Below are 22118 nucleotides of genomic sequence, written 5' to 3'. Positions count from 1 at the left end.
TGCTCTTTATATTCCAATTTGAGCCCAAAAAATTAAATCGTTGGTACCAAATACCGTTACTAGACCTTTCATTGCAATTAATCCAGCACAATAGGCATAAACTTAAATGCTCTCATCGTAGGCAAAAATAGGCTGTGGATGATAATTTGGATTCTCATAAAAGAATCTTTAACTGAACTCTTATAACATTTATTCTAGAAGAAAAATCCCATACTGAGGAAGTCAGTAAACACGCAATGGATATCATCAAACATCTAAAAATAAATGGAGAGATGAGTATGCGAACCATACATTTAATACAACGCTGGCTTATAAACGCAATAGCCATTCTTTTTACCGTAACGGCTTATTCCAACCCAGTGGTGGTTTTATCAGATACAGCGAAGATAGAAGGGAATAACAACCAAGGCGTTGATTCTTTTTTAGGTGTCCCTTACGCAAAAGCACCGATTGGCTCATTGCGCTGGCAATCGCCTCAACCTGTAGAGCCTATACAAAGCACTTTGCAAGCCACACAAAAAGGCGCTATCTGCTCTCAGTGGCATCAAAACCAATTTAAAGGCCAAGAAGATTGCCTAAACCTAGATATTTATAAACCAGATAACGGTAAAGACAACTTACCCGTTTTGGTTTACATCCATGGGGGAAATAATCAAACAGGCGAAGCTAATGAATTCGACCCTAGAGCGCTGGCCAAATCACTAGACGCCATCATAGTACAAGTAAATTATCGTCTAGGAGTATTAGGATTTAACCCTCTCAAAGCCATCAAAACCGAAGATCCAATCCAAGCTTCAGGTAATTTTGGACTGTTAGATCAACACGCCGCACTGCAATGGATACAAAAAAACATCAAATATTTCGGAGGGCGCGCTGATCAGGTTACCGTATCCGGTTTTTCTGCGGGCGGACGAGATGTCATGGCAATGTTAATCTCACCTCTGTTTAAAGATAAATTCAAGCAAGCGATTGTCTTTAGTGGTGGAATGACAACAGCCCCAGTCGCCCCAAGCCAAGAGGTGTTTCGTCAAGCATTTGCTCCTCTTATTGTGGAGGACAAGGTGCAACCGAATCTGATGGCTGCCAAGAAATGGCTAGCAAAAGGTGGTGACGACGTTCTTAGCTATCTGCAAAAGCAATCCGCAGAACGTCTTGCACCCTTGATGAAAAATGCAGGCATTCGCATGAGCCATTTCCCGCACCTTTATCAAGACGGCGCAGTGATTCCTAAGAACGGTTTTGCCACGTCAAACTACAACAGCGTGCCAGTTATTATGCTCTCAGGACAGACTGAGTTCTCTTTCTTTGCATTGAGTGATCCGTACTTTTTGAAAGCATGGCGTTCAGGAGCATTAAGCAAAGACCCAGACTTACTGACCCAATACAAATTTACCTCAGATTACGGAAGCAAACTTTACAGCCTATTTAATGTTCAAAAGTCAGCAGAACAAATGTTTGAACATTACCAATCGCCTATTTTTGGCGCTGAAATTGCCTTTGGAACCAACCCTTTTGTAACACAAAACCCACAAATGGACTTAATCGGATCATTTCATGGTGTGTTTATGCCACTTCTAGATCAAAATTGGCAACAAGGACTTTTAGGTGAGACATTTCAGAAAACTGGAACCCGAGATCTAGCCAAACATTTTCAAGCTTATTTAAAACGTTTTATCCGTACAGGTAATCCAAATGACCCAGAACAAGTCAACTGGTTAACCTGGTCACCTGAACATGAACAACAAGGTCAATCGTTACTTATCCTGAACGCCAACAAACACAAAGCTCTCATCCAAATGTCATCAAAGTCATACGATGAAAATGCGCTACTTGAGGCAATGAAGAATGATAACCACCTTCCAGAACAGGCAAAAATGCAAATGATCAATCAGGTATTAAATGGACGCTGGTTTAGTACTGCTCTAGATAATACGTTTCAGAACCCTTCCCTATGGCCTAAGCAATAAACACATTGGCCGAATCACTCACGTGATTCGGCCAAACTTTGCTGTATTTTGTATTTACTATGTTAGCCAAGGCAAGCTCAAACTACTCTAGTAGGAAGCTTTAAGCCTTAAAGATAAAAAAGAGCGCTAATTTTATGATACCCTTTGTTAAGCTTTATCTTTGTATAGGGTATAGCGGTTAATGGGTCTGTTGTATTTGAATTCGTTCTTAATGAAACACCTTTTTCTTGAAGGCAATCATCTAATCGAACTAGACAGGTAATATCCTCAAGAACGTCACCTTCTCTCGTTTTCCTTTGCAAAATAAGCGCTCGACTTTTTTCTTTATCTTCAAATAACTCCATTTTTTCATTGTAAATGGGATAAGAAAAGCCTGTTTCAACCAAAGATGCATCTTGCTTAAGGTCAATAATATGAGTTCTACGAAATGTGCCATCTTCAAAAGGCTCTATGATTGTAGTGACCTCTTGTCGCCCTGATGTCCATACCTGCGTCAATACATTTCCTTCAATTTTTGTTTCAATGATTTTTTGACGGTATTGCCAGTTACTCCCATCATCAAAACTGATGGCTAAAATATTATCCCCAAAACTACCTTGTTCAGAGTAAAGCAATGAGTTGACATCAAACCCTCTATTTGTTGAATAAAGGAATTTATTGTATTTATCTTTTTGAAAGAAAGGATGTATAGGGGCCGAAAAATGTATAACACTTTCACCTTTATATCTTTGTACTAGCGTTTCATTAGCAATATTTGGATAGATTCCATCACTAATTTTGCTAGGTAGCTCTTCTGCCAACCAAAACTCGCTGTCATCACTCAATAACAAAGGAATAAAAGCCTTCATCGCCCAGTAAGGAGATGTAGGAGAGTTATAAACTTCACAAATACTAAGGTTTTGATAGGTATAACCTCTGGTCAACCGACCATCATTAGTGAATATGTTTTTATCCTTCCACCAACGAATTTGTCTTGCCCATATTCCCTTGATCTCTCCCAAAGGCATTTCATTATCATCAAGTAGAGCAAGCGCTCCCCAAAATGAGCTAGCTGCGAAACGGTAAATCAATGATCGACCCTGCTGTAAAGCAGCGCCATCTTCAGCAAACCAAAACTTAAAAGATCTAGCGAACAATTTAGATCTTTCTACAAACTTGTCAGCCCAGTCTTTTTTATCGCCTTTAATAACTTTCGCATACAACAGGCCATAATAATGCATAGCAAAGCCAGCATAATGATCAATGGTTCTCGTCGTACCATCGCAATACCAGCCTTCAGATAAGTAATAACTATCTAATCTATTTAAGTAGTCATTGGCTAGGTCATCATCCACTAAATGCCCATAGCCCACTTTCTTTAAGCCCTCTTGAACCATAATGGTAAAGAATAGCCAATTATTTTGAGGGTATTCATGGTTTTGAATATCAGCTAACCAATGTACAAGATTGCTTTTCTCTGTATCTGTGAGTGGGTAAAAAGCATGTTCAGGCAAAGTAGCCAGTAATAACCCGATGGCAGCCATCTCAACAGTACGCTGATCAAAATAAGCCGTTTTCCCCCAATAATCACTATGTGAGGGATTCGTGCCATTCACTAAAGCGTTCCTATAGAGTTCCCAATAATGAAACTCTCCTCCACCAAGAACTAAAGGAATGATTCCCCATAATGGTCTAGCAACACCTTCTAAAGAACTTGCTTTTTGATCAAATGAAGCAGCTCCCTCATTAAAGTCTATAGAAGCCCCTTGCACCTCAAAGTAAGGAATAAGAGGTTTAAACATATCGTTAACCAATTTTTGGTAATCCGACTTAGTCGAAAGCGCATTATTATCAAAAGGATTATAAGAATTCATCATATTTATGTCCTACATTAATCCAAAAAACTTTGGCAAAAACAAAGAAATCTCTGGGAAATAAGTAACGATAAGCAACCCAATAAATTGGAAAAAGAAAATCGGCAACAAAGGCTTAATAACTTTTGTTATCTTTTCCCCACTAATACTACATGAGACAAATAAAACAGTTCCAACAGGCGGTGTCACAACACCAATAGATAAGTTATAAACCATAATCACACCAAAGTGGATTGGATCTACACCTAAACTCGTAACGATTGGGTACAATATAGGGGTGAAAATCAGTAATGCTGGCGACATATCCATAAAGACGCCAACAAGCAACAAGGTGATATTAATAAAAAGCAAAATGATATATTTATTTTCACTAATACCTGATAGGAAGTCAGCAACAACATCTGGAATATAAGCAAATGTCATACTCCAGCTCATCAAGCTAGAACAGGCAATTAGAAACAAGATAACGGACGAGCTTAAAACAGAGTCATGTAGTATAGAAAATATTTTTTTCCAACTAAGACTTCTATAAAAAAGAGACAGAATAAGACTGTAAAGAACAGCAATACCAGATGCCTCGATCGCAGTAAAAACACCGCCGATAATTCCACCGATGACAATTATAATGAGTGTAAGGCTAGGAATAGCCCCCCAGCAAATGGCCAATGATTCACTAAGGTTGATACGCTCTGCTGATACTTCATAGCCATTTTTCTTAGCATATCGATAAGCGACGATCATTACGGATAAACCTAGTATTATCCCAGGAACATAACCTGCTAAAAACAATGATGCAATTGATGCCTCGCCACCTGTAATCAAGGAATAGACAATAAATACACCTGTTGGTGGAATCAGCATGCCACATATAGAGGAACTAGCATTGACAGCTGTTGTAAAAGGCATATTGTAATTTTTCTCTTTTGCCATAGGGGAAATAATCCCCCCAATGGCCGTAGCCGAAGCGATAGCAGAGCCAGAAAGAGAACCAAATAGCATGTTGGCTACAATATTTGTTTGCCACAAACTTCCAGGTATTTTTCTACCAAGTAACATTGCAAAATCAATTAACTTCCTTGCAATTCCTCCTTGATTCATAATATTACCAGCGAGAATAAAGAAAGGCAGAGCTAGAAAACCGAAATTATCCAGAGATCTAAAAATAGTTTGCCCAGACATTGACAACAAATCGCTAAAGTCCATTTGCAGACTAAGTGTTAAAATGCCGGATATAGCCAATCCTACCGCGATAGGAACGCCTATGAACAACATGAAGAAAAAACTAAAAAACAATATTATAAAAGACGAACTTTCCAGATTTTCAAAAACCAAATATTCAAATGAATCACTGTCTTTAAAAAGGCCAAATAAATATGCGAAAATCAACAGAAAAACAGAACAGAAAAATAAATAAAGAAAAGCTTTTTTATTAAGCAATCCTTTCCTGATGATCTTTATAAATTGTGATGCCGTAATAATAGATCCACTAACTATCATTACAGACTGAAGAATACCGAAATTGATCTTTAAAATAGGAGTGTTTGCCGCATTATTAAGACCTAAAACACCACCATATAGGATTACACCTCCTACAAACACATTCACGACAGTAATAAATGACTCTAAAAAAATAGCTTTTCCTTCACCAATATGGTCTATAAATATTGGAAGGTTCAAATGCTTTTCTTTTAGAAAGCACAATGAAGCACCAAGAATACCAAGCCAAATATTTGAATATCTGAGTAACTCCTCGGACACGCTGCTAGGAGAGTTCAAAAAATATCGACAAAACACTTGATAAACAATTAAAAAAACCATTCCAGATAAAAGCGCCATAAGAAAAACTTTCAACAGTACTTCTAGGAAATATTCTACTTTCAATAGAATTTGGCTTATTCCATTTTTATTTTGATTATAATTCATAAATGCCTCAATTAAAAAATCAAGAGGATAGAAAACTACCCCCTATTTTCAACTACATTTCACGATTTTCTAATTCAAATATTTTTTCAATAAACGCTTTCTTTTTATCATCATTCATCGCGTCAACGTACATAGGCTTAACAGCTTCAATAAATGGTGTTTTATCCACTTCATGGATTTCAACGCCCATTTTTTCTACTGCTATTTTCGTTCTTTCTTCAATATTTTCATCGATCGTCTCAATTGACTTACTAGAAACTCGCTTCATCTCGCTCAAGACAATCTCTCTATCTTCAGGAGACAATTTATCCATAAACTTCTTACTAGCCAATATAAAGTCAGTCAGCCTAGTTTGCTCAGTTTTCAAACCATATTTGGCAACTTCACCAAATTTAAGGTCCCATAAAGCGGAAAGACCACCTTCTGCACCATCTATAATTTTTTGTTGAAGTGATGGGTATACCTCACCAAATGGAAGTGGTGTAGGTACAGCACCGAATAAATTAATCATTTTAATATAAGAGTCACTTGATAGCGTTCTTAGCTTAAGCCCTTTTACATCGTCAATGCTTTTCATTGGTTTCGCAGCATATATACTACGAAAACCGTTACTTAAATAGCCAATTTGAAGCAATCCACTGTCTGCAACATAGCTATTAATCATTTCTTGAATATCTGGATTATTTAAAACCAAACCATACTCTTCTTTGCTGCGAAAAATATAAGGTAGGTTAATAACCCCTATTTCTGGAGCAAGAGTTTCAAGTGTTGCGCTATTTATCATACCCATATCAATAACGCCAATTTGCATAGCTTGTAAGTATTGGCTTTGTGTACCAAGCACCCCATTCCAAGACACTCTAATTTTGACTCTATTGTCTGTTTTCTCTGCCACACCCTCAACAAAATCTTGAATCAAATAGCCAGTAATAGCATTTTCAACAGTATTCGTTGCTAATCGATACGTTTTTGCATGAGCAGAAATCGATGCTGTAAGTACAGCTGCGCTGAATAGTAAAGTAGCGGTTAACTTTTTCATAAAATTCCTCTTTTGTTTTTTTAATACGAATTACTTGAAAATATACTTTATGTATCTATTGAAAGTTTTTATAACTTTCAAATTAGGTACTCTTTATTTAAAGGTCGATTTACCAGAAAAAATCTCTATGCGTAAATCCAATAGCACGTAATACACCCTCGTAATAGTAATAATCACCGTAAGGAAGCATGCCATTAGCTAAGTAATCTTTATTTTCTTCATGTGCCAAACGGACAAAAGTAGCTGCATTTGAAAGCAATCCCTGTGCATCTTCTTGTGCAGTTAAGTCGTACTGTTCACGAAGTGCTAACAGCATTCTCACACCGAAGTCTTTATATTTCGCAGCTTGTGTTTCTTGATTATTTCTCGTGAAATATTCGCTTAAAAGCAACATTCCAGAAGCAGTAATAGAACCCGCAGAGGTATCTTTATATTGAGGTTCATGTGAAGGTAATCTGTAATCCCACAATGGCACTAAATCACTTGTAATATGATCCATTACCCAGTCAGCTAATTTCGCTGAAATATTTGCGTATTTTGCATCACCAGTAATCATGGCTAACTGAGCGAATCCATGTACAGCCCACGCCTGCCCTCTGCTCCAGCAAGACTCGTCGGCATAACCTTGGAACGTATTACCACCTATTGGCTCATTCGTTTTGGTATCAAAATCATAGGTATGGTAGGTAGAATAATCATCACGTATGAGATATTTCATTGATGTTTCTGCTTGCAGAATTGCAGCATCACGATAGCTGTGATTCGCTGTTTCAGAGTATGCCCAGAACAAAAGAGATAAGTTTTGCATGCAATCAATAATGATTTTGCCTTGGATCTTTTCTGCATGCTCTTTGCCATTAGAACCAGCGGTCCAAGCAACTAGGTAATTACCATTCCAGTTAAAACGATGAAGCAAAGCATCTGCAGCACGAAGTCCAAGCTCTCGAGCAACCTGATTTCCTGTCAATTTATAATCAGCTACAGCAGTAAGAGTGAATCGAAAGCCCAAATCATGATCCATCCAGAGAGGCGTATCTAAAACTTTTTGGCAATGTGAATAACGCATTCTTGCCATATTTTTATATTTATCTTCGCCTGTCAGCATATAGCTCAGCCAAAGTTCGCCAGCCCAAAATGAGTCTGTCCAAAAATGATCTTCTGGGTAAAGCCAATAATGAGCTTCAGGTCCCGCTCCAACCATTGGATTGCGATTGCCGATCATGACTGAGTTCCGCTCAATACTCGAAAGAATATCAGCCTTAACTTTCAATAATTCCTTAAACATTTTTATACCCTTAGGTGAGATAAATTCTTAGCGCCATTAACTATTTGACCCTATGTACTTTTTTGTAGACTATGAACAAAAGAACCTACATAGCGAACGTCTTGAGCCAATAGAAATGAATCATTTCACAAAAAATGTAACGTTTCAAGATTTGTGTTCATTTTTCCTACAACCTTAAAAATTGATGCTAAAGATGAGTAATAACAAGATAAACATGAGTGAAATAGCAAGGCTGGCAGGAGTCTCAAAAGCGACTGTATCCAGAGTGTTGAACAACCCTGAAAGCGTAAAATCACATACAAAACAACTAGTAATGGGATTCATTGAATCGACAGGGTATGTCAAAGACTCATACATCAAGATACAAGTGAAGCTCAAAAAAATTACTATTATTTGTCTAGATGCAGTCAAATCCCCAAATAGCTTTTATAACGAAATCATCATCTCTTTAGAGAAAGAAATGTCGATGATTGGCTTAGAAACGGAACTGTTTGTCATTAACTACCTAAACGAAGACTGTTCGGCATCTTTAGACGGAATCATTAAGAAATCTGAAGCTATCATCATCGTTGGTGTCGGCACGCCAGCGATTTTAGAAAAGCTTCGAGCTTGCTCCATTCCTGTACTCATCATTAATGGACAAGATGACGAAATGCGGATAAATAGCATATCGCCTGATTATGAAAATGGTGCATTCTTAGCCACCAAAGAACTTATTAAGCATGGCCATACAAAAATCAAAATCATAACAGCCAATATAAGGCATTCTATTTACCAACGATCTAATGGCTTCAGTCGATGCATGGAAATGTCTAACATTGATTTTAGTCAGGATAATATTATCGATATCGTCCAATTCTCTAATAAGTTCGTTCCTGAACTTAAGCTAGAAGAATCAATAAGATCGGGCAAAGCAGGATCAGATTTCGGACTTCATACCGTTATTGATAGAATGATTTCTGAGGGCTATTTCGCTGATACAACAGCTGTTTTTTGTATATGTGACATGATGGCTGTTACCTTAATGGATGCTTTAACTAAGAATGGTATCCGTGTTCCTGAAGACATTTCGATCATTGGTTTTGATGGTTTGAAAATTGCCTCGATGGTAAGCCCGAAATTAACCTCTATTAAATTTGATTACGATGCAATGTGCAGACTAGCCGTTAGAAAAATAGTCCAACTGAGTAACGGAGATTACAGCGGTGTAATAAGATCCTGCGTTGGAGTTGAAGTGTTGCATAATGAAAGCATCGTCCCCCCTAAACAGAAACAATAATACCTAGTAATGGCGAAAAGCATTGATTATTTGTTTAAAATCCAGCCAAAGCGCATGTCAATGTTGCTTTGGTTTTTTTACTTACTAACCTCTTTGTATAGACGACCTATTAAACTCATGAACTGCTTATTCACCAAGCCAATAAGCATAAGCTTTAATGTCTTCATCACTGGCAAAAATAGACTGGCGGTTGTTACCTCACTGAATGATTTGCTCGGCATAACCTGGGATAGAAACTCTGGAACAACTAAACAGGACACACAAGGGTCAAGAAAAAGCTAGAGGCCTTGTAAATACTAGGTTCTTGAGATGCATGTCCTGTTAATAATATTAATGATATAGCCATTCGCAACATTGTGTTTTACGAGACACCCACGTTAAAACCCTTGATATGACTGGCTTATTAACATGGGTGTCCTGTTAAATTTGTGAATCATCATCCGCTTGAGTTACTAAATCAGAGTAATACCATTCAATAAAGTCATAAAAAGATGTAAACCACGGCTGTTTTTGTCCTGATTCCATCAATTCTTCTTCCCCCCACTTCACATCATAAACAGCATCTGTTTCTACATCATAAAAATAGCTGCTCTCACCTTCAATGGAAGTAAAACGCAAATAGCGACTACCAACTACATTTCCTTCTAATATTGATTCTAAGTTAAACAACTCCGAGCCAAAGCCTAGCGGAGTAAAAGCAACTACAGAATAAAAATCTATAAAAGCGGAATTTGGTACTTTTAGCTTCAGCGAATCACAAAAGTAATTCTTGTGCTCATCAGTAATAATAAATTTTCCTTGATGCTGAGAGTAACTATCTTCAAAGCACCAATTTAGATTCTGTGATAAATATTTAGTGACACTATCTGGAAGCATCAGGTATCTCCATCAATTTCTTTAATTCTATCCTTATAATATTGCTCTCTATCCTTATCAAAATTACTTCTGTCTACTGGCTTATTAGGATGAGCACTATTGGTAGGCCCAGAACCTTCACCATTCAACTCTCTACCGAGCTTAGTCTTATAAGGGTGTAATGCCTCAGCTCCCTGACCAGTTTTAACATTATGAGTTGGAGAACTTAATTCAAATAAGGGGCCTTCAGCATTTTGCCGGCTATGATGAAGCTCTACTCTAACCGTTTCTCCGTTTCTCACAACATAAGGTGCTTTACCATTTTGCATTAATTCGCGGTTGGTAGTTGTTCGAGTTTGCCCAGTAACGGATAATTAGGGTCAGAGTAAAATTAAATCACTATACCACTGCTTTTACGCCAAGCTTTTCTTACAGTTAAACGTCCCCAGTGGCCTGTACTTGGTACAGCACTACCTCAGAAGCAATCGTCCTCGTACTTTTTTATTACCATTCGACAATCGCTTCAAATTCTCTTTGGCGGATAGGCTTCCCTGAAGAGCGGCTTTTCGATACAGAACCAATGCCTTTGTTACGCTTTTAGGCACACCAGAACCAGCTTCATACAAAATAGCTAAATTATTTTGAGCGCCAGCAAAATCTTGATTGACCGCTTTTTGATACCATTCCGCTGCAAGTGAATAGTCCTGTGTTACACCGTAACCATTTTGATACATAGCGCCGATATTATTTTGAGCAGCTGCTGAACCTTGTTTGGCGGCTTGATGAAACCACTTCCAAGCTTCTTGATAATTTTTATCTACACCACTTCCACGATAAAACAATAAACCAAGCTCTACCTGTGCATCCATATCCCCTTGTTGCGCAGATTTTCTAAACCACTTTTCTGCTTCAACTGGGTTTTTATCGACTCCAATCCCCGTATTCAACAGGTAAGCAAGATTATACTGTCCATCAGAAAGACCTTGCTCTGCCGCCATTTTATATAGCTCAATTGCACGCTGAGAATCTTGTTTTACGCCATAACCTGTTTGATACAAGGCTCCCAAATTATTCTGTGCTATTGAATAGCCCTGATCGGCAGCTTTGCGATACCAGTTAGCCGCTTCAAGATAGTTTTGCTCTACTCCTAAGCCTTCATCATAAAGATAACCTAAATTCGTCTGTGCTCTTGAGTAACCCTGATCGGCAGCCTTGCGATACCAGTTAGCCGCTTCAAGATAGCTTTGCTCTACTCCTAAGCCTTCATCAAAAAGATAACCTAAATTCGTCTGTGCTCTTGGGTAACCTTGATCCGCTGCCTTGCGATACCAGTTGGCCGCTTCAAGATAGTTTTGCTCGACTCCTAAGCCTTCATCAAAAAGATAACCTAAATTCGTCTGTGCTCTTGGGTAACCTTGATCCGCTGCTTTACGATACCAATTAGCCGCCTCAAGATAACTTTGTTTTACACCTAACCCAGCATCAAAAAAATAACCTAAGTTCGTCTGTGCTTTTATATGTCCTTGATCGGCCGCTTTGCGATACCAATTAGCGGCCTCTGGGAAGTTTTGTGGAATACCAATGCCTTCTTCATAAAAGTAACCAAGGTTATATTGGGCAGAGTTATTACCAAGCTCGGCTGAACGTAAGTACCAATTCACCGATTCTTGATAGCTCTTTTCTACTCCTTGCCCACTGTAATACAAATACGCCAGAGCATTTTGAGCATTGGTATAATCTTGCTCTGCCGCTTTACGATACCAATTTGCTGCCACTTCATAATCTTGTGCCACACCTTCACCCATCTCATACATGTAGCCCAAATTATATTCAGCTTCGCCATTGTCATCTTCCGCGGCTTTCAAATACCACTTTTCTGCTTCTGTAAAATCTTGAGCAACCCCCAACCCGCTATAGTACAAATCTCCCAAGTTCACCTGAGCATAGCTATTACCATTTAAAGCGGCTTTTAAATACCAATAAGCGGCTTTTTCATAATCTTGCTGGACACCTAAGCCTTCCTCAAACAAATACGCCAAATTATTTTGCGCGTAATCATAGTCTTGATTTGCCGCTTTTAAATACCAAACGGATGCCGTGGCGTAATTCTGCGTCACCTCTGTACCGTCTTCATACCACCAGCCCAAGTAATTCTGGGCTTTTGCAAGACCACTTTTTGCAGCTAATGTCATGTAATGGAAGGCTTTATCAACATTTTTATCTCCTCCCTTAGCTTGATAAAACATCAAGGCAAGAGTGAATTGCGAGTCTATATCGTTCAGATCGGCTGAAACTTGGCACAGTGACCTTGCCTTTTCATATTCACTACTATCATAGCTAAATGCACAACCCGATTTTGCAGACAACCTAGCAAGGCGATCAGTATCGGATATAGCATTTGCCTCTTTCCCCCCATGCTGAGCACACCCTTGGAGAAAAACAAATAGCAAAGCTAATAAATAGTTACTTGGCTTCTTCAATAAAGAAGTGAAAAAACACAGATTGCGGAGAGGATGGAGAAGTGTCATTTTACGCCCTGTATAAAAATTTAATATTCCATTAAAAAACAGCATTTATTTGTTATAGAAAATCACAAAATATTCTATATAAAATACCTTAAAACGCATCACATGATGCATAAAAATTCTTGGTAGAAACATAAAAATAGAAAAGTTAGCGCCCCCGCCACCACTTAAAGCCATTCAAATTAATACTATTAAAGGCAAGGGTATTATTGAATGAGACTCTTTATAAAAATTAGCTCGACTTAAACCCTCTCGCCAAAGCGCAGGTCGCTTTGGCGTTTTTGATTTTATTCAAGATAAGCTCTGGTTCTGTGCCTGTTTCCATTTGAACGGCTAACAGCGCGGCGGATTCGGCGACTCCATAGACACCGACGGTGTTGAAGATGTAGTCGGATTTAGTACTAAGAAGCGACTCCATAGGTGTCAGCTCTTGGGCACTGTAGGTGTTGAAGTCCCAATGGTATTTGTCAGCGAGAGCGATGAGCTGTGTCTCGTCGGCTTTGATGTCAATGCTGTTTAGAGAGTGAATATCGCTGGGCGTTAAGCCTTTTTGCGCTAGAGCGTCGAGCATGAGGCTTTCGAGAAATTCCAAAGGACAGTTACGTTCACAGCCCATTCCCACAGTATAAACTGGGTTAAGATAAGGTTTCGCTGTGGTCATAACCAACTGTGCGCCAAGGGATTTTGCCACTTGCGCGCCCCACTCGTTGGCGCCGCCTTCATGCCCCGATAACAATGGAATAACAAACTTGCCTTCTTCATCCAATACTAAGACTGGCGGGTCTTGATACTTGTCTTGAATCACTGGCGCGAGGGTTCGCATCACGATGCCCGTGGCGCAGATGAACACCAGCCAATCGCCATTTTTAAACGCCGTTTGCACGAACTCAGCAAAAGGTTTTGGTTTGTAGTCGACAACCGCATCAGGCCAGTTATTCAGCGCCACGTTAGACAATAGTTTTCTTGCCAACCGTTCACCTGCTGGCGTTAATGCAACAAAGCGTATCACCGCGTGCCTCGCTCACTTTTCGTGACCACGAACAAGGAAAAATACGGCCCCGCTTTGTCTTCCAAGGTGGATACATCGCGCACAATACGTTCGTTTTCGCGGCCAATGTATTCCAGATATTTCGCGTCTTGCATGCGGTTAGTTTTGCGCAGCGCCATTAATATTCGCGGACGCGCACGCCCAGCTTTCATAATAACCACACTGTCGTGCTGCTCTAACGCGGTATCAATTTGCTGGGCGGTATGACGACCACTCACCACAGCGAAGGATTCTTTCAACACGGTTAACGGATGATTCAAGGCGGACGATGCAGCATTGATTGACGATACGCCAGGCACTACTTGGCATTGAAAATCCCCTTCTAGACGCTCTAATAAATACGCGAAAGAGCCAAAAAACAACGGGTCCCCTTCACACAAGAAAACCACGTCTTTGCCTTGCGATAATTCATTAGCAATGGCTTTTGCGCCATTGTCGTAGGCTTCATTTGCCAATGATCGATCCGTCGACATAGGCATAACAATAGCGATTTCATTCTGCGCATGAGTCACACCTGCAAAGGCTTCACTGGCGATGGTTTTCGCCTGAGAACCCCCTTCGTTATTGGCAAGGTAACTCACCACGCTGGCACCTTGAATCAAACGCAAGGCTTTTAAGGTGATCAATTCTGGATCACCGGGACCTACACCCACACCAATGAATCGGCCTGTTTTTTGAGATGTTTCCAAGGCACTCATTGTGCGTTTTCCTTATAATTTGTCTTAGTCGTTTTTTGTGTAACATGCTTTGTAAAATGAGCAAGCGCCACCGGTAAGCTTGGGCGAAATAATCGCTGCCCTGCTAATCTTTCGCCTTTAGCGATCGATACTTGCAAGCCTTGTTCGACTGCGTCTTGCGCTTCGTCACGCTGTTGAGCGAATTGCATAACCTGATATTTTGTCTCTTCAGTAACTGCGCTCACCATCAAACAACCACCAGCCGGTAAGAGATCCCAAACCTGTGCCATCAAGACGCTTAACTCGCCATCACTACCACCAATGAAAACTTTGTTTGGCTTGCCGTGCTCTTCATCATTACGAGCAAGTAAATCCATCAGCACTTCCGGCGCTCGCCCTGCGACAATCGATAAATTCTGCATCACACCAAAACGATCTCGATTGGCTGTTAAACACGCCAAACGATCTGGATGATGTTCAATAGCTATAATCTGACTACGCGGATGCCAATAGGCCATTTCAACGCTCACACCACCGCAACCCGCGCCAATGTCCCAAACCGTGTCGCCCTGCTCGATGTTCATGTATGAAAAAATCGCCAAACGCACTTCTCGCTTAGTAATCATACCTTTGCCGTCACCTTTGTCGGTCACAAATGAGGCGTCAGGAATACCCACAGAACTTGGATAAAGGGAGGTTTGTTGACTGGTTTTCAGCACAATGACATTGAGCGGATCAAATTCCAGTTCGTCTCCTATAAAAACCCCAGTGGCAAACGTACGGACTTTTTCTTGCGGATACCCCAAGGCTTCGCAAACAGTGATCTCACTTTGATCCAACCCAGCTTTAACACATTCTTCGGCAATATGTTTCGGTTGGCTATGTTGGTCCGTCAGTAACACCAAGGTTTTATTCGATTGCAAATGACGACGCAAAGACGCCAGTGGACGACCATGCAAACTCACCACCTGCACGTCTTGCAGAGACAAACCAAGGCGATGACACGCTACTTGAATACTGGAAACATTCGGATAGAAATGTAGGTTTTCAAGAGAAAAATTACGCATCAACCAAGCGCCAATGCCGTAATACAATGGATCGCCAGAGGCCAACACCACCACCTGCTTTGCGCCCTGAGATTGCCATTGTACGAAAGATTCTTTTAGCTCTTTTAGCTTGGGTAAATCCTCACGCTGACCTTGATGAACATATTGTCCAATAGTGTCATGCTGACGCGGCGCACCCAACACAATATCGTTCGGAGACAAACTCGCCAAAACCGCTTGCGCCGCCTCATCCAGATGCGCCACTTGATTAACGCCCAAACCGATAACATGGATTGGCATTTGTGTGTGTTTCATAAACCTACTTCCATTCAATGCCCCCGCACTAAGGGGCGAGGTATCTGTGGTTCATTAGAACATCGCAGCCCGCACCTCCCCCAGCTAAGGGGGAAGCTGGGAGGGGGTCAAAAACCTAACAACCCCATCCTAACCTTCCCCTTGAAGATAAGGGGAAGGAACAAAAAAGTGTTTAACTCCTCCCCCTGCTAAGGGGAGGCTGGGAGGGGGTCAGAAAAATTAACAACCCCATCCTAACCTTCCCCTTGAAGATAAGGGGAAGGAACAAAAAAGTGTTTAACTCCTCCCCCTGCTAAGGGGAGGCTGGGAGGGGGTCAGAAAAATTAACAACCCCATCCTAACCTTCCCCTTGAAGATAAGGGGAAGGAACAAAAAAGTGTTTAACTCCTCCCCCTGCTAAGGGGGAGGCTGGGAGGGGGTCAAAAACCTAACAACCCCATCCTAACCTTCCCCTTGAAGATAAGGGGAAGGAACAAAAAAGTGTTTAACTCCTCCCCCTGCTAAAGGGGAGGCTGGGAGGGGGTCAAAAACCTAACAACCCCATCCTAACCTTCCCCTTGAAGATAAGGGGAAGGAACAAAAACAAATTTAGCATCCAAAGCATTAATAATACTCGCCAATATTACAGCGCAACAAGGCATTACAACTGGCCGATGTCACGGCGCTGCCGCCCATTCGCCCTAACAAGGTGATGCATTCAATGCCCAGTTTCTCGTGGGCTTCCCAAAGCGCGTCTTTCGATTCCGCCGCGCCAACAAAACCCACAGGCATACCGATAATCAAAGCAGGTTTTGGCGCGCCTTGCTCTATCATTTCCAACAGGCGAAACAACGCCGTAGGCGCGTTGCCGATTAACACCACGCTGCCAGCAAGGTCGTCTTGCCATAAACTCAATGCCGCCATCGAGCGAGTCTCACCTTTGCTTTTTGCCAATTCCGCCGTGCGAGGATCGTTCAAAAAACACAAGGGTTCTCGCGTTATCATGCGTTTGGTCACGCCTTGCTTAACCATTTCCACGTCGCACAAAATCGCCCCATTATTGGCCAACGCCTCGCGCCCTGCTTGAGTTGCGTTGGCACTGAAGCGTACTTGCTCAGCCACATCGGGCAAACCAAGGCTGTGCACCACGCGCATAACCACTTGTTGCTGGTCTTGGCTCAAGCCAGACACATCGGTTAACTCGCGGATTTGTCGAAAGCTATCGCTCTCAATGGCTTGAGGATTATTTTCGTATTTTCTTTCGTATTGAGAGTCGTCTGAAGAAGTCACTGTTGGCTGTCTTTTGGTTGATGCTTAATATGGATAGAAGCGTTGCCCCAAGCCGCTAAACAGGCTTGCAAACATTCTTCTGTGTCACTAAATTCTCGCTCGGCGTCGGGTAAGATTGGACGAGCATGCAGTAAAACGGGAATAAATAATTCTCTAGCGGCTTCCAGCTTTGAATACGTCGCCCCACCACCACTGTTTTTACTGACGATGACATCGATACCTTGATCGATTAATAATTGGCGCTCGTCTTCTAAGGCAAAAGGGCCAATGGCCTTAATCCAGCGAACCCTGTCTGGTAGAGCAAACTTAGGCTCAACCGCCGTTCGCCACACAATGCGTTCAACGCTTGGCAAATGTAAAATACGTTCAAGCAAAGCCTCACTCATTTGCCCTGCACTTAATAATGGCACTCGAAAGCCATCAAGCCGCGCCAGTAAATCGGCTTCGTCTTGGTACTCTTGCCACAGATCGCCTTCTTTTTTTTGCCAAGCAGGACGATGAAAACGCCAACAAGGAATGCCAACCTCTTTGGCCGCCGTCACCGCTTTGCTGCTCATGGTTTGCGCATACGGATGGGTAACGTCCAAGATCGCATTAATGTGATTGTCCTTTAAATACTGAGCCAAACCACCAAATTGGGTAAAGCCACCGACCACCAACTGACAATCTACTTTAGGAACGCGAACCAACCCAGCCAAACTGTAGATGACACTGACATTCTCTTTATGCAAAGAGTCGGCTAAACGACGAGCATCAGCGGTGCCGCCTAACAATAAAACCTTCATGCCCTGTCTCGCTTATTCCTATCCAAAGCCCGTCCAACAAATTGGCCTTTGCGATCAATCGCCCAGACTTCCAATTCTATGTGAACAGGAATGTATTTTCTGGAAAAGTCTAAGGCTTGCTGGCAAATAGCATCAGCTAGTGGCAAACCTTCTGACATGGCGAACGACAAGGCTTCCACGCTGGTATTGGCGTTTTTCATGCGCTCTTGTAACTCAGCACCGGCCCCCAAACTGGCCGCCAGTTGTACCAAGGCACCAAGATCAATACTCGATGCTCGACTGTTTAAATCCATATGATGCTGGGCCAGCTTACTGATCTTACCAAAGCCTCCGCAAATACTTAACTTAGTCAGCTGAACAGGTGCGGTGGATTCCACTTTTTTAATGTGCTTTAACACAGCGCCAACAAAGTCACCCATTTCGATCAAGGCCATGTCGTCGAGCTGATAATGGCTTTTTATTGCGTCTTCGCTGGCGTTGCCAGTCGTTGCGGCAATGTGGGTCAAATTATTGGCTCGCGCCACATCGATGCCTTGATGAATAGACGCAATATAAGCCGCACAAGAAAAAGGTCGAACAATGCCCGTCGTACCGAGAATCGATAATCCACCTAAAATTCCCAAGCGTGGATTCATGGTTTTTTGCGCAATTTGTTCGCCATTAACAACACCAACAGAGACATCAAATCCTCCCTGGTATTGATAGGTTTGTGCAAAACCTTCCAAATGCTCTGTCATCATTTTGCGCGGCACAGGATTAATCGCAGGTTCGCCCACATCAAGTAACAAACCGGTTCGCGTGACAGTGCCCACACCTTGTGCTGCATGAAAACGCACGCCTTGCTCTGGTGACAATCTCAGTTCAACAAATAACGTCGCGCCATGCGTGGCGTCTGGGTCGTCTCCCGCGTCTTTTATCGTTGCGGTTTTGATGCCATTGTCTATTTCTTGGTATTCGGTAATGGGTAGGTCGACTACTTTGCCTTTGGGCAAAGTAACACTGACGCTTGAATCTTGTTTATTGGCAAAAAGAGCCTGAGCGGCCGCCACACAGCAAGCTGTCGCGCACGTACCGGTCGTTAAACCAGTGCGCAATGGCGCGGGCGATTCAGCACTTTCAGGCCACATTATTTTAGTTACCTTTTCCTAAAAAAATCTTGGCGGTGACGTCAAGGTTCGAAGGAAAGAATAAATGCAGATAACTGGCCGTTAGACCTTTTTGCTGATAAATCGCTTCGCCCGGTGCTGGGTGTCTTTGTCGTCGACCATAACCCACAGGTTCTGGCGTATTGGCACTGCGAGATCTATGATGAGCGTGACCACGGATTTCGCCTTGCGGAATAACAGCCGTTTGCATGCCTTGGCAACCACGTTTGCCACGCATCGCACCTTGGCCTGCTAAAATCCCCAACATGGGATAACACTGATGATCCAAATCGGTTAAATCCTCCAAGCTATACAACATGCCACCGCACTCCGCCAAAATACCTTTACCAGCAAGGTAAAAATCTTTAATCGCTTGGCGCATCCCTGTGTTTTCCGATAAGGCTCGAGCATGCAATTCTGGATAACCGCCCGGCAACCAAAGGGCATCGGCCTCAGGCAAGGTTTGATCTTTTAATGGCGAGAAAAATACCAATTTAGCGCCTAAGCTTTTTAGCGCAATCAGATTGGCATCATAGATAAAGCTAAACGCGGCATCTTTGGCAACGGCAATGGTTTTCCCCGACAAACTTTGTTCAATAGTTTGCTCTGTGTCTACTTGGCTGGCAGGGTAAAAAGGTACGGCACTAGGCAAGTTTAACAACCCTGTATCTTGGGTTTCTTTGAGCCATTCAACCGCCGCTTCAAAACGCACTTCTAGCTCATCTTTCACTTCGTCCGCTTGCACCAAACCCAAATGGCGTTCTGGTAAAGTAACCTCTTCATCACGCTTTAAGGTTGCGAGCAAAGGTAAGTTTGCAGGTAATGCATCGCGGATCAATTCCGCATGGCGTTCGCTGCCGCAGCGATTAGCAATCAGTCCTGCGACTTGCACATCATCACGGAAATTCGCCAAGCCAGACGCAACGGCAGCCGCAGTCTGCGCCATGCCTTTAACATCCATAACAATGGCCATGGGAATACCAAAACGAGCGGCCAGATCAGCGCTGGATGGCTCACCATCAAACATGCCCATAGCACCTTCTACCAAGATCAAATCCGCTACTTGGGCGGCTTGATAAAGCTTATCTTGGCAGTACTCTTCACCCGCCATCCAGATATCCAGTTGTTCTACTGGCTGCTTAGACGCTTGCGCTAAAATTTGCGGATCAAGGTAATCAGGACCCGTTTTAAACACACGGACGATTTTGCCTTGATTGGTAAAATAACGCGCCAGCGCCGCCGTAATGGTGGTTTTTCCCTGGTTCGACGCGGGTGCTGTCAAAAATAACGCGGGACAATGAACAACAGAAGTGGTCATAAAGCAGTCTCTAAAAGCGAATTCAATAAAACGTATTGTGCACCCAAATGCTGGGCAATATCCTGACCTCGACCACGCTTAATGGCCGCGTTTTCAGTATCGATCAACACCGTATTGCCTGGCAAAACAAGATCTGACACATCAGCTTGGGTGCGACCATCGGTCAAGATATAAGTTTGGCTGTGTAAGCCAATGGTTGTCCTATGTTGCTGCGCCAAATACTGACTGGCGTTTTCAATGGCAACCCGAAACGGCGTGCCACCGCCTGCGCCTAAATTCTCCAATAAATCCGCGATTTCTTTAGGAGCGCGTACTTTGGGCAAAATAGACGACACGCCCTCTTGCCCAAAACCTAAAATGGCGATCTGCTCTCGGGCTAAATAGGCACGCTTGGCAATGTCTAAAATCACGCCCTTAGCATGGGCAAAAACGCCTTGGCTCAAAGTCGATGCTGAGGTATCTAACAACACTAAATGCAAAACAGCCTGACCAGTTTTAGCAGGCTTAGGAGTCAAATTTTTCGGAGGCCATTCTTGTGGTTGGCTGACAATACTGCGAAACCAATCAATCCCATCCGCTGATTGACGGTCAACCGATTGCGCCACATCAGGACGATAACCGCCCTGCTGCTTGCCTTTATGCTTTCCCGGCGTTACCTCTCCAATAAGGGATTGAGTTGGGCGACGCTGATGCTTTTCATCCTCAATAGCAATCTCTATCGGTGCGCTACTTGCAAGCGCTTGTGGCTCCATGCTTCCCCACTCCCCCGAACCACTTTGCTTATTTTCGTGATGACCTTGCGAGCTTTCGCTTTGTGGTTGATTCGCGTTACCTTGTGAAGGAGAACGAGAAGCATCAGGACGACGTGACGGAGGCGGACTGGAGGCCTGAGGCGATGCTTTTACTTGGCGACGATGCGCCAACACTAAGTCTTCTACAGCCTGAATATCATCCCAAGATACGCTTTTTGCACCACGCCATGCAGCGTGTGTCATCGCCGCTCTAATCCACACGATATCACCACGAACACCATCAATGTTTGCTAACTGGCAACGAGTCGCCACTTCTAAACGTAGCTCATCCGAGCAACGCACTTGCGCCAACGCTTGTCTTGCCAAGCGAATGCTGTTTTTTAAGTTGCGCTGTTTGTATTTGAAGGCATCACAAAAGGCGTGTGTATCTTGATCATATTCATCACGCAGACGAACAATCTGCACGCGCTCTTCAAGGCTATATTGGTTGCTCAATTCCACCATCAAACCAAAGCGATCTTTTAACTGCGGACGCAGCTCGCCTTCATCAGGGTTCATGGTGCCAACCAATAGAAACCGTGCCGCGTGCTCGTGACTAATACCATCACGTTCGACACGGTTTACCCCGCTGGCGGACACATCCAAAAGTTGATCGACTAAATGATCGGCCAGCAAATTCACTTCATCGACATACAAGACCCCGCCATGGGCCTTACTTAATAAACCTGGCTTAAAGGCGACGTTCTTATCTTGCAGGACTTGCTCTAAATCCAAGGCGCCAAGCAAACGGTCTTCGCTGGTGCCCAGTGGCAAGGTGGCAAAAGGTGCCAATTCCTCACCATCCAGCGCTGGCATAACGCCCGACAAACCGCGAGCCAAAGTAGACTTTGCTGAGCCACGGGGACCGCTGATTAAGACACCACCGATGTGTGGATTTATCGCACAGAGAATCAATGCCAATTTAAGCGGTTCTTGCCCAGCTACTGCGGTAAATGGAAAGTCACTAGAGGCTAAAGGAGACATTGAGTTACCTGTTG

At 42.6% G+C, this 22118-nt stretch carries 16 protein-coding genes and 1 pseudogene; 2 read left to right on the top strand and 15 right to left on the bottom strand.

Going from position 1 to position 22118, the window contains the following annotated elements:
• The first annotated feature begins 278 nt into the window (after positions 1–278).
• Positions 279–1967, top strand: coding sequence for a carboxylesterase family protein (locus tag C1X04_RS04980; protein WP_175404897.1), 1689 nt, complete (start codon positions 279–281; stop codon positions 1965–1967).
• Between the two features lie 107 nt (positions 1968–2074).
• Here the strand turns inward: C1X04_RS04980 and C1X04_RS04975 are convergent, their stop codons facing one another.
• The 4 genes from C1X04_RS04975 to C1X04_RS04960 all read right to left on the bottom strand — a co-directional run bounded on the left by C1X04_RS04975 (position 2075) and on the right by C1X04_RS04960 (position 8067).
• The gene (locus tag C1X04_RS04975) at positions 2075–3823 is read right to left on the bottom strand and encodes a DUF2264 domain-containing protein (protein ID WP_217494992.1); all 1749 of its coding nucleotides are present in this window, start codon (positions 3821–3823) and stop codon (positions 2075–2077) included.
• Positions 3824–3832: 9 nt separating this feature from the next.
• Positions 3833–5743, bottom strand: coding sequence for a TRAP transporter large permease subunit (locus C1X04_RS04970; RefSeq protein ID WP_137169313.1), 1911 nt, complete (start codon positions 5741–5743; stop codon positions 3833–3835).
• Positions 5744–5795: 52 nt separating this feature from the next.
• Positions 5796–6782 carry a TRAP transporter substrate-binding protein DctP gene (gene dctP, locus C1X04_RS04965; protein WP_137169312.1) on the bottom strand — a complete coding sequence of 329 codons (987 nt, stop codon included), beginning with the start codon at positions 6780–6782 and terminating at the stop codon, positions 5796–5798.
• Between the two features lie 109 nt (positions 6783–6891).
• Complete coding sequence (locus C1X04_RS04960) at positions 6892–8067, bottom strand: glycoside hydrolase family 88 protein (RefSeq protein ID WP_137169311.1); 1176 nt, start codon at positions 8065–8067, stop codon at positions 6892–6894.
• Positions 8068–8281: 214 nt separating this feature from the next.
• On the opposite strand from C1X04_RS04960, the gene C1X04_RS04955 reads away from it, so the two are divergent.
• On the top strand, positions 8282–9346 hold the full coding sequence (locus tag C1X04_RS04955) for a LacI family DNA-binding transcriptional regulator (protein ID WP_175404896.1): 1065 nt from the start codon (positions 8282–8284) through the stop codon (positions 9344–9346).
• Positions 9347–9766: 420 nt separating this feature from the next.
• Here the strand turns inward: C1X04_RS04955 and C1X04_RS04950 are convergent, their stop codons facing one another.
• From C1X04_RS04950 to C1X04_RS04900, 11 genes and pseudogenes are all read right to left on the bottom strand, one after another.
• Entirely contained in the window at positions 9767–10222 is a 456-nt protein-coding gene (locus tag C1X04_RS04950; protein WP_137169309.1) for a hypothetical protein, read from the bottom strand.
• Positions 10222–10533: pseudogene (locus C1X04_RS04945) on the bottom strand (HNH/ENDO VII family nuclease); the annotation flags it as partial. The gene C1X04_RS04950 and the pseudogene C1X04_RS04945, both read right to left, overlap by 1 nt.
• A 138-nt stretch (positions 10534–10671) precedes the next feature.
• Entirely contained in the window at positions 10672–12729 is a 2058-nt protein-coding gene (locus tag C1X04_RS04940) for a tetratricopeptide repeat protein (protein ID WP_175404895.1), read from the bottom strand.
• A 229-nt stretch (positions 12730–12958) separates the two neighbouring features.
• Positions 12959–13735, bottom strand: a complete 777-nt coding sequence (locus C1X04_RS04935) for a cobalt-precorrin 5A hydrolase (protein WP_137169306.1) — start codon at positions 13733–13735, stop codon at positions 12959–12961.
• Complete coding sequence (gene cobI / locus C1X04_RS04930) at positions 13732–14472, bottom strand: precorrin-2 C(20)-methyltransferase (protein ID WP_110575644.1); 741 nt, start codon at positions 14470–14472, stop codon at positions 13732–13734. The genes C1X04_RS04935 and cobI overlap by 4 nt, the downstream gene beginning before the upstream one ends.
• Positions 14469–15812 (bottom strand): precorrin-6y C5,15-methyltransferase (decarboxylating) subunit CbiE, encoded by a 1344-nt coding sequence (gene cbiE / locus C1X04_RS04925; RefSeq protein WP_254682332.1) that lies wholly within the window; start codon positions 15810–15812, stop codon positions 14469–14471. Before cbiE ends, cobI begins: the two co-directional genes overlap by 4 nt.
• Before the next feature lie 603 nt (positions 15813–16415).
• A complete protein-coding gene (locus C1X04_RS04920; RefSeq protein WP_137169305.1) occupies positions 16416–17081 on the bottom strand; it encodes a precorrin-8X methylmutase in 666 nt (221 codons plus the stop codon).
• Positions 17078–17866: a precorrin-6A/cobalt-precorrin-6A reductase gene (locus C1X04_RS04915; RefSeq protein WP_137169304.1), complete on the bottom strand. Its 789-nt coding sequence runs from the start codon at positions 17864–17866 to the stop codon at positions 17078–17080. The genes C1X04_RS04920 and C1X04_RS04915 overlap by 4 nt, the downstream gene beginning before the upstream one ends.
• Positions 17863–18993: a cobalt-precorrin-5B (C(1))-methyltransferase gene (locus C1X04_RS04910; RefSeq protein WP_137169303.1), complete on the bottom strand. Its 1131-nt coding sequence runs from the start codon at positions 18991–18993 to the stop codon at positions 17863–17865. The genes C1X04_RS04915 and C1X04_RS04910 overlap by 4 nt, the downstream gene beginning before the upstream one ends.
• A gap of 4 nt (positions 18994–18997) precedes the next feature.
• Positions 18998–20329 (bottom strand): cobyrinate a,c-diamide synthase, encoded by a 1332-nt coding sequence (locus C1X04_RS04905; RefSeq protein WP_137169302.1) that lies wholly within the window; start codon positions 20327–20329, stop codon positions 18998–19000.
• On the bottom strand, positions 20326–22104 hold the full coding sequence (locus C1X04_RS04900; RefSeq protein WP_137169301.1) for an ATP-binding protein: 1779 nt from the start codon (positions 22102–22104) through the stop codon (positions 20326–20328). The genes C1X04_RS04905 and C1X04_RS04900 overlap by 4 nt, the downstream gene beginning before the upstream one ends.
• Positions 22105–22118: the final 14 nt, after the last annotated feature.

It is taken from the genome of Marinomonas sp. FW-1, assembly GCF_005222245.1.
Lineage (GTDB): Bacteria > Pseudomonadota > Gammaproteobacteria > Pseudomonadales > Marinomonadaceae > Marinomonas > Marinomonas alcarazii.
Note: the sequence above shows the minus strand (reverse complement) of the source record. Positions and strands in the feature narration are given on the sequence as shown.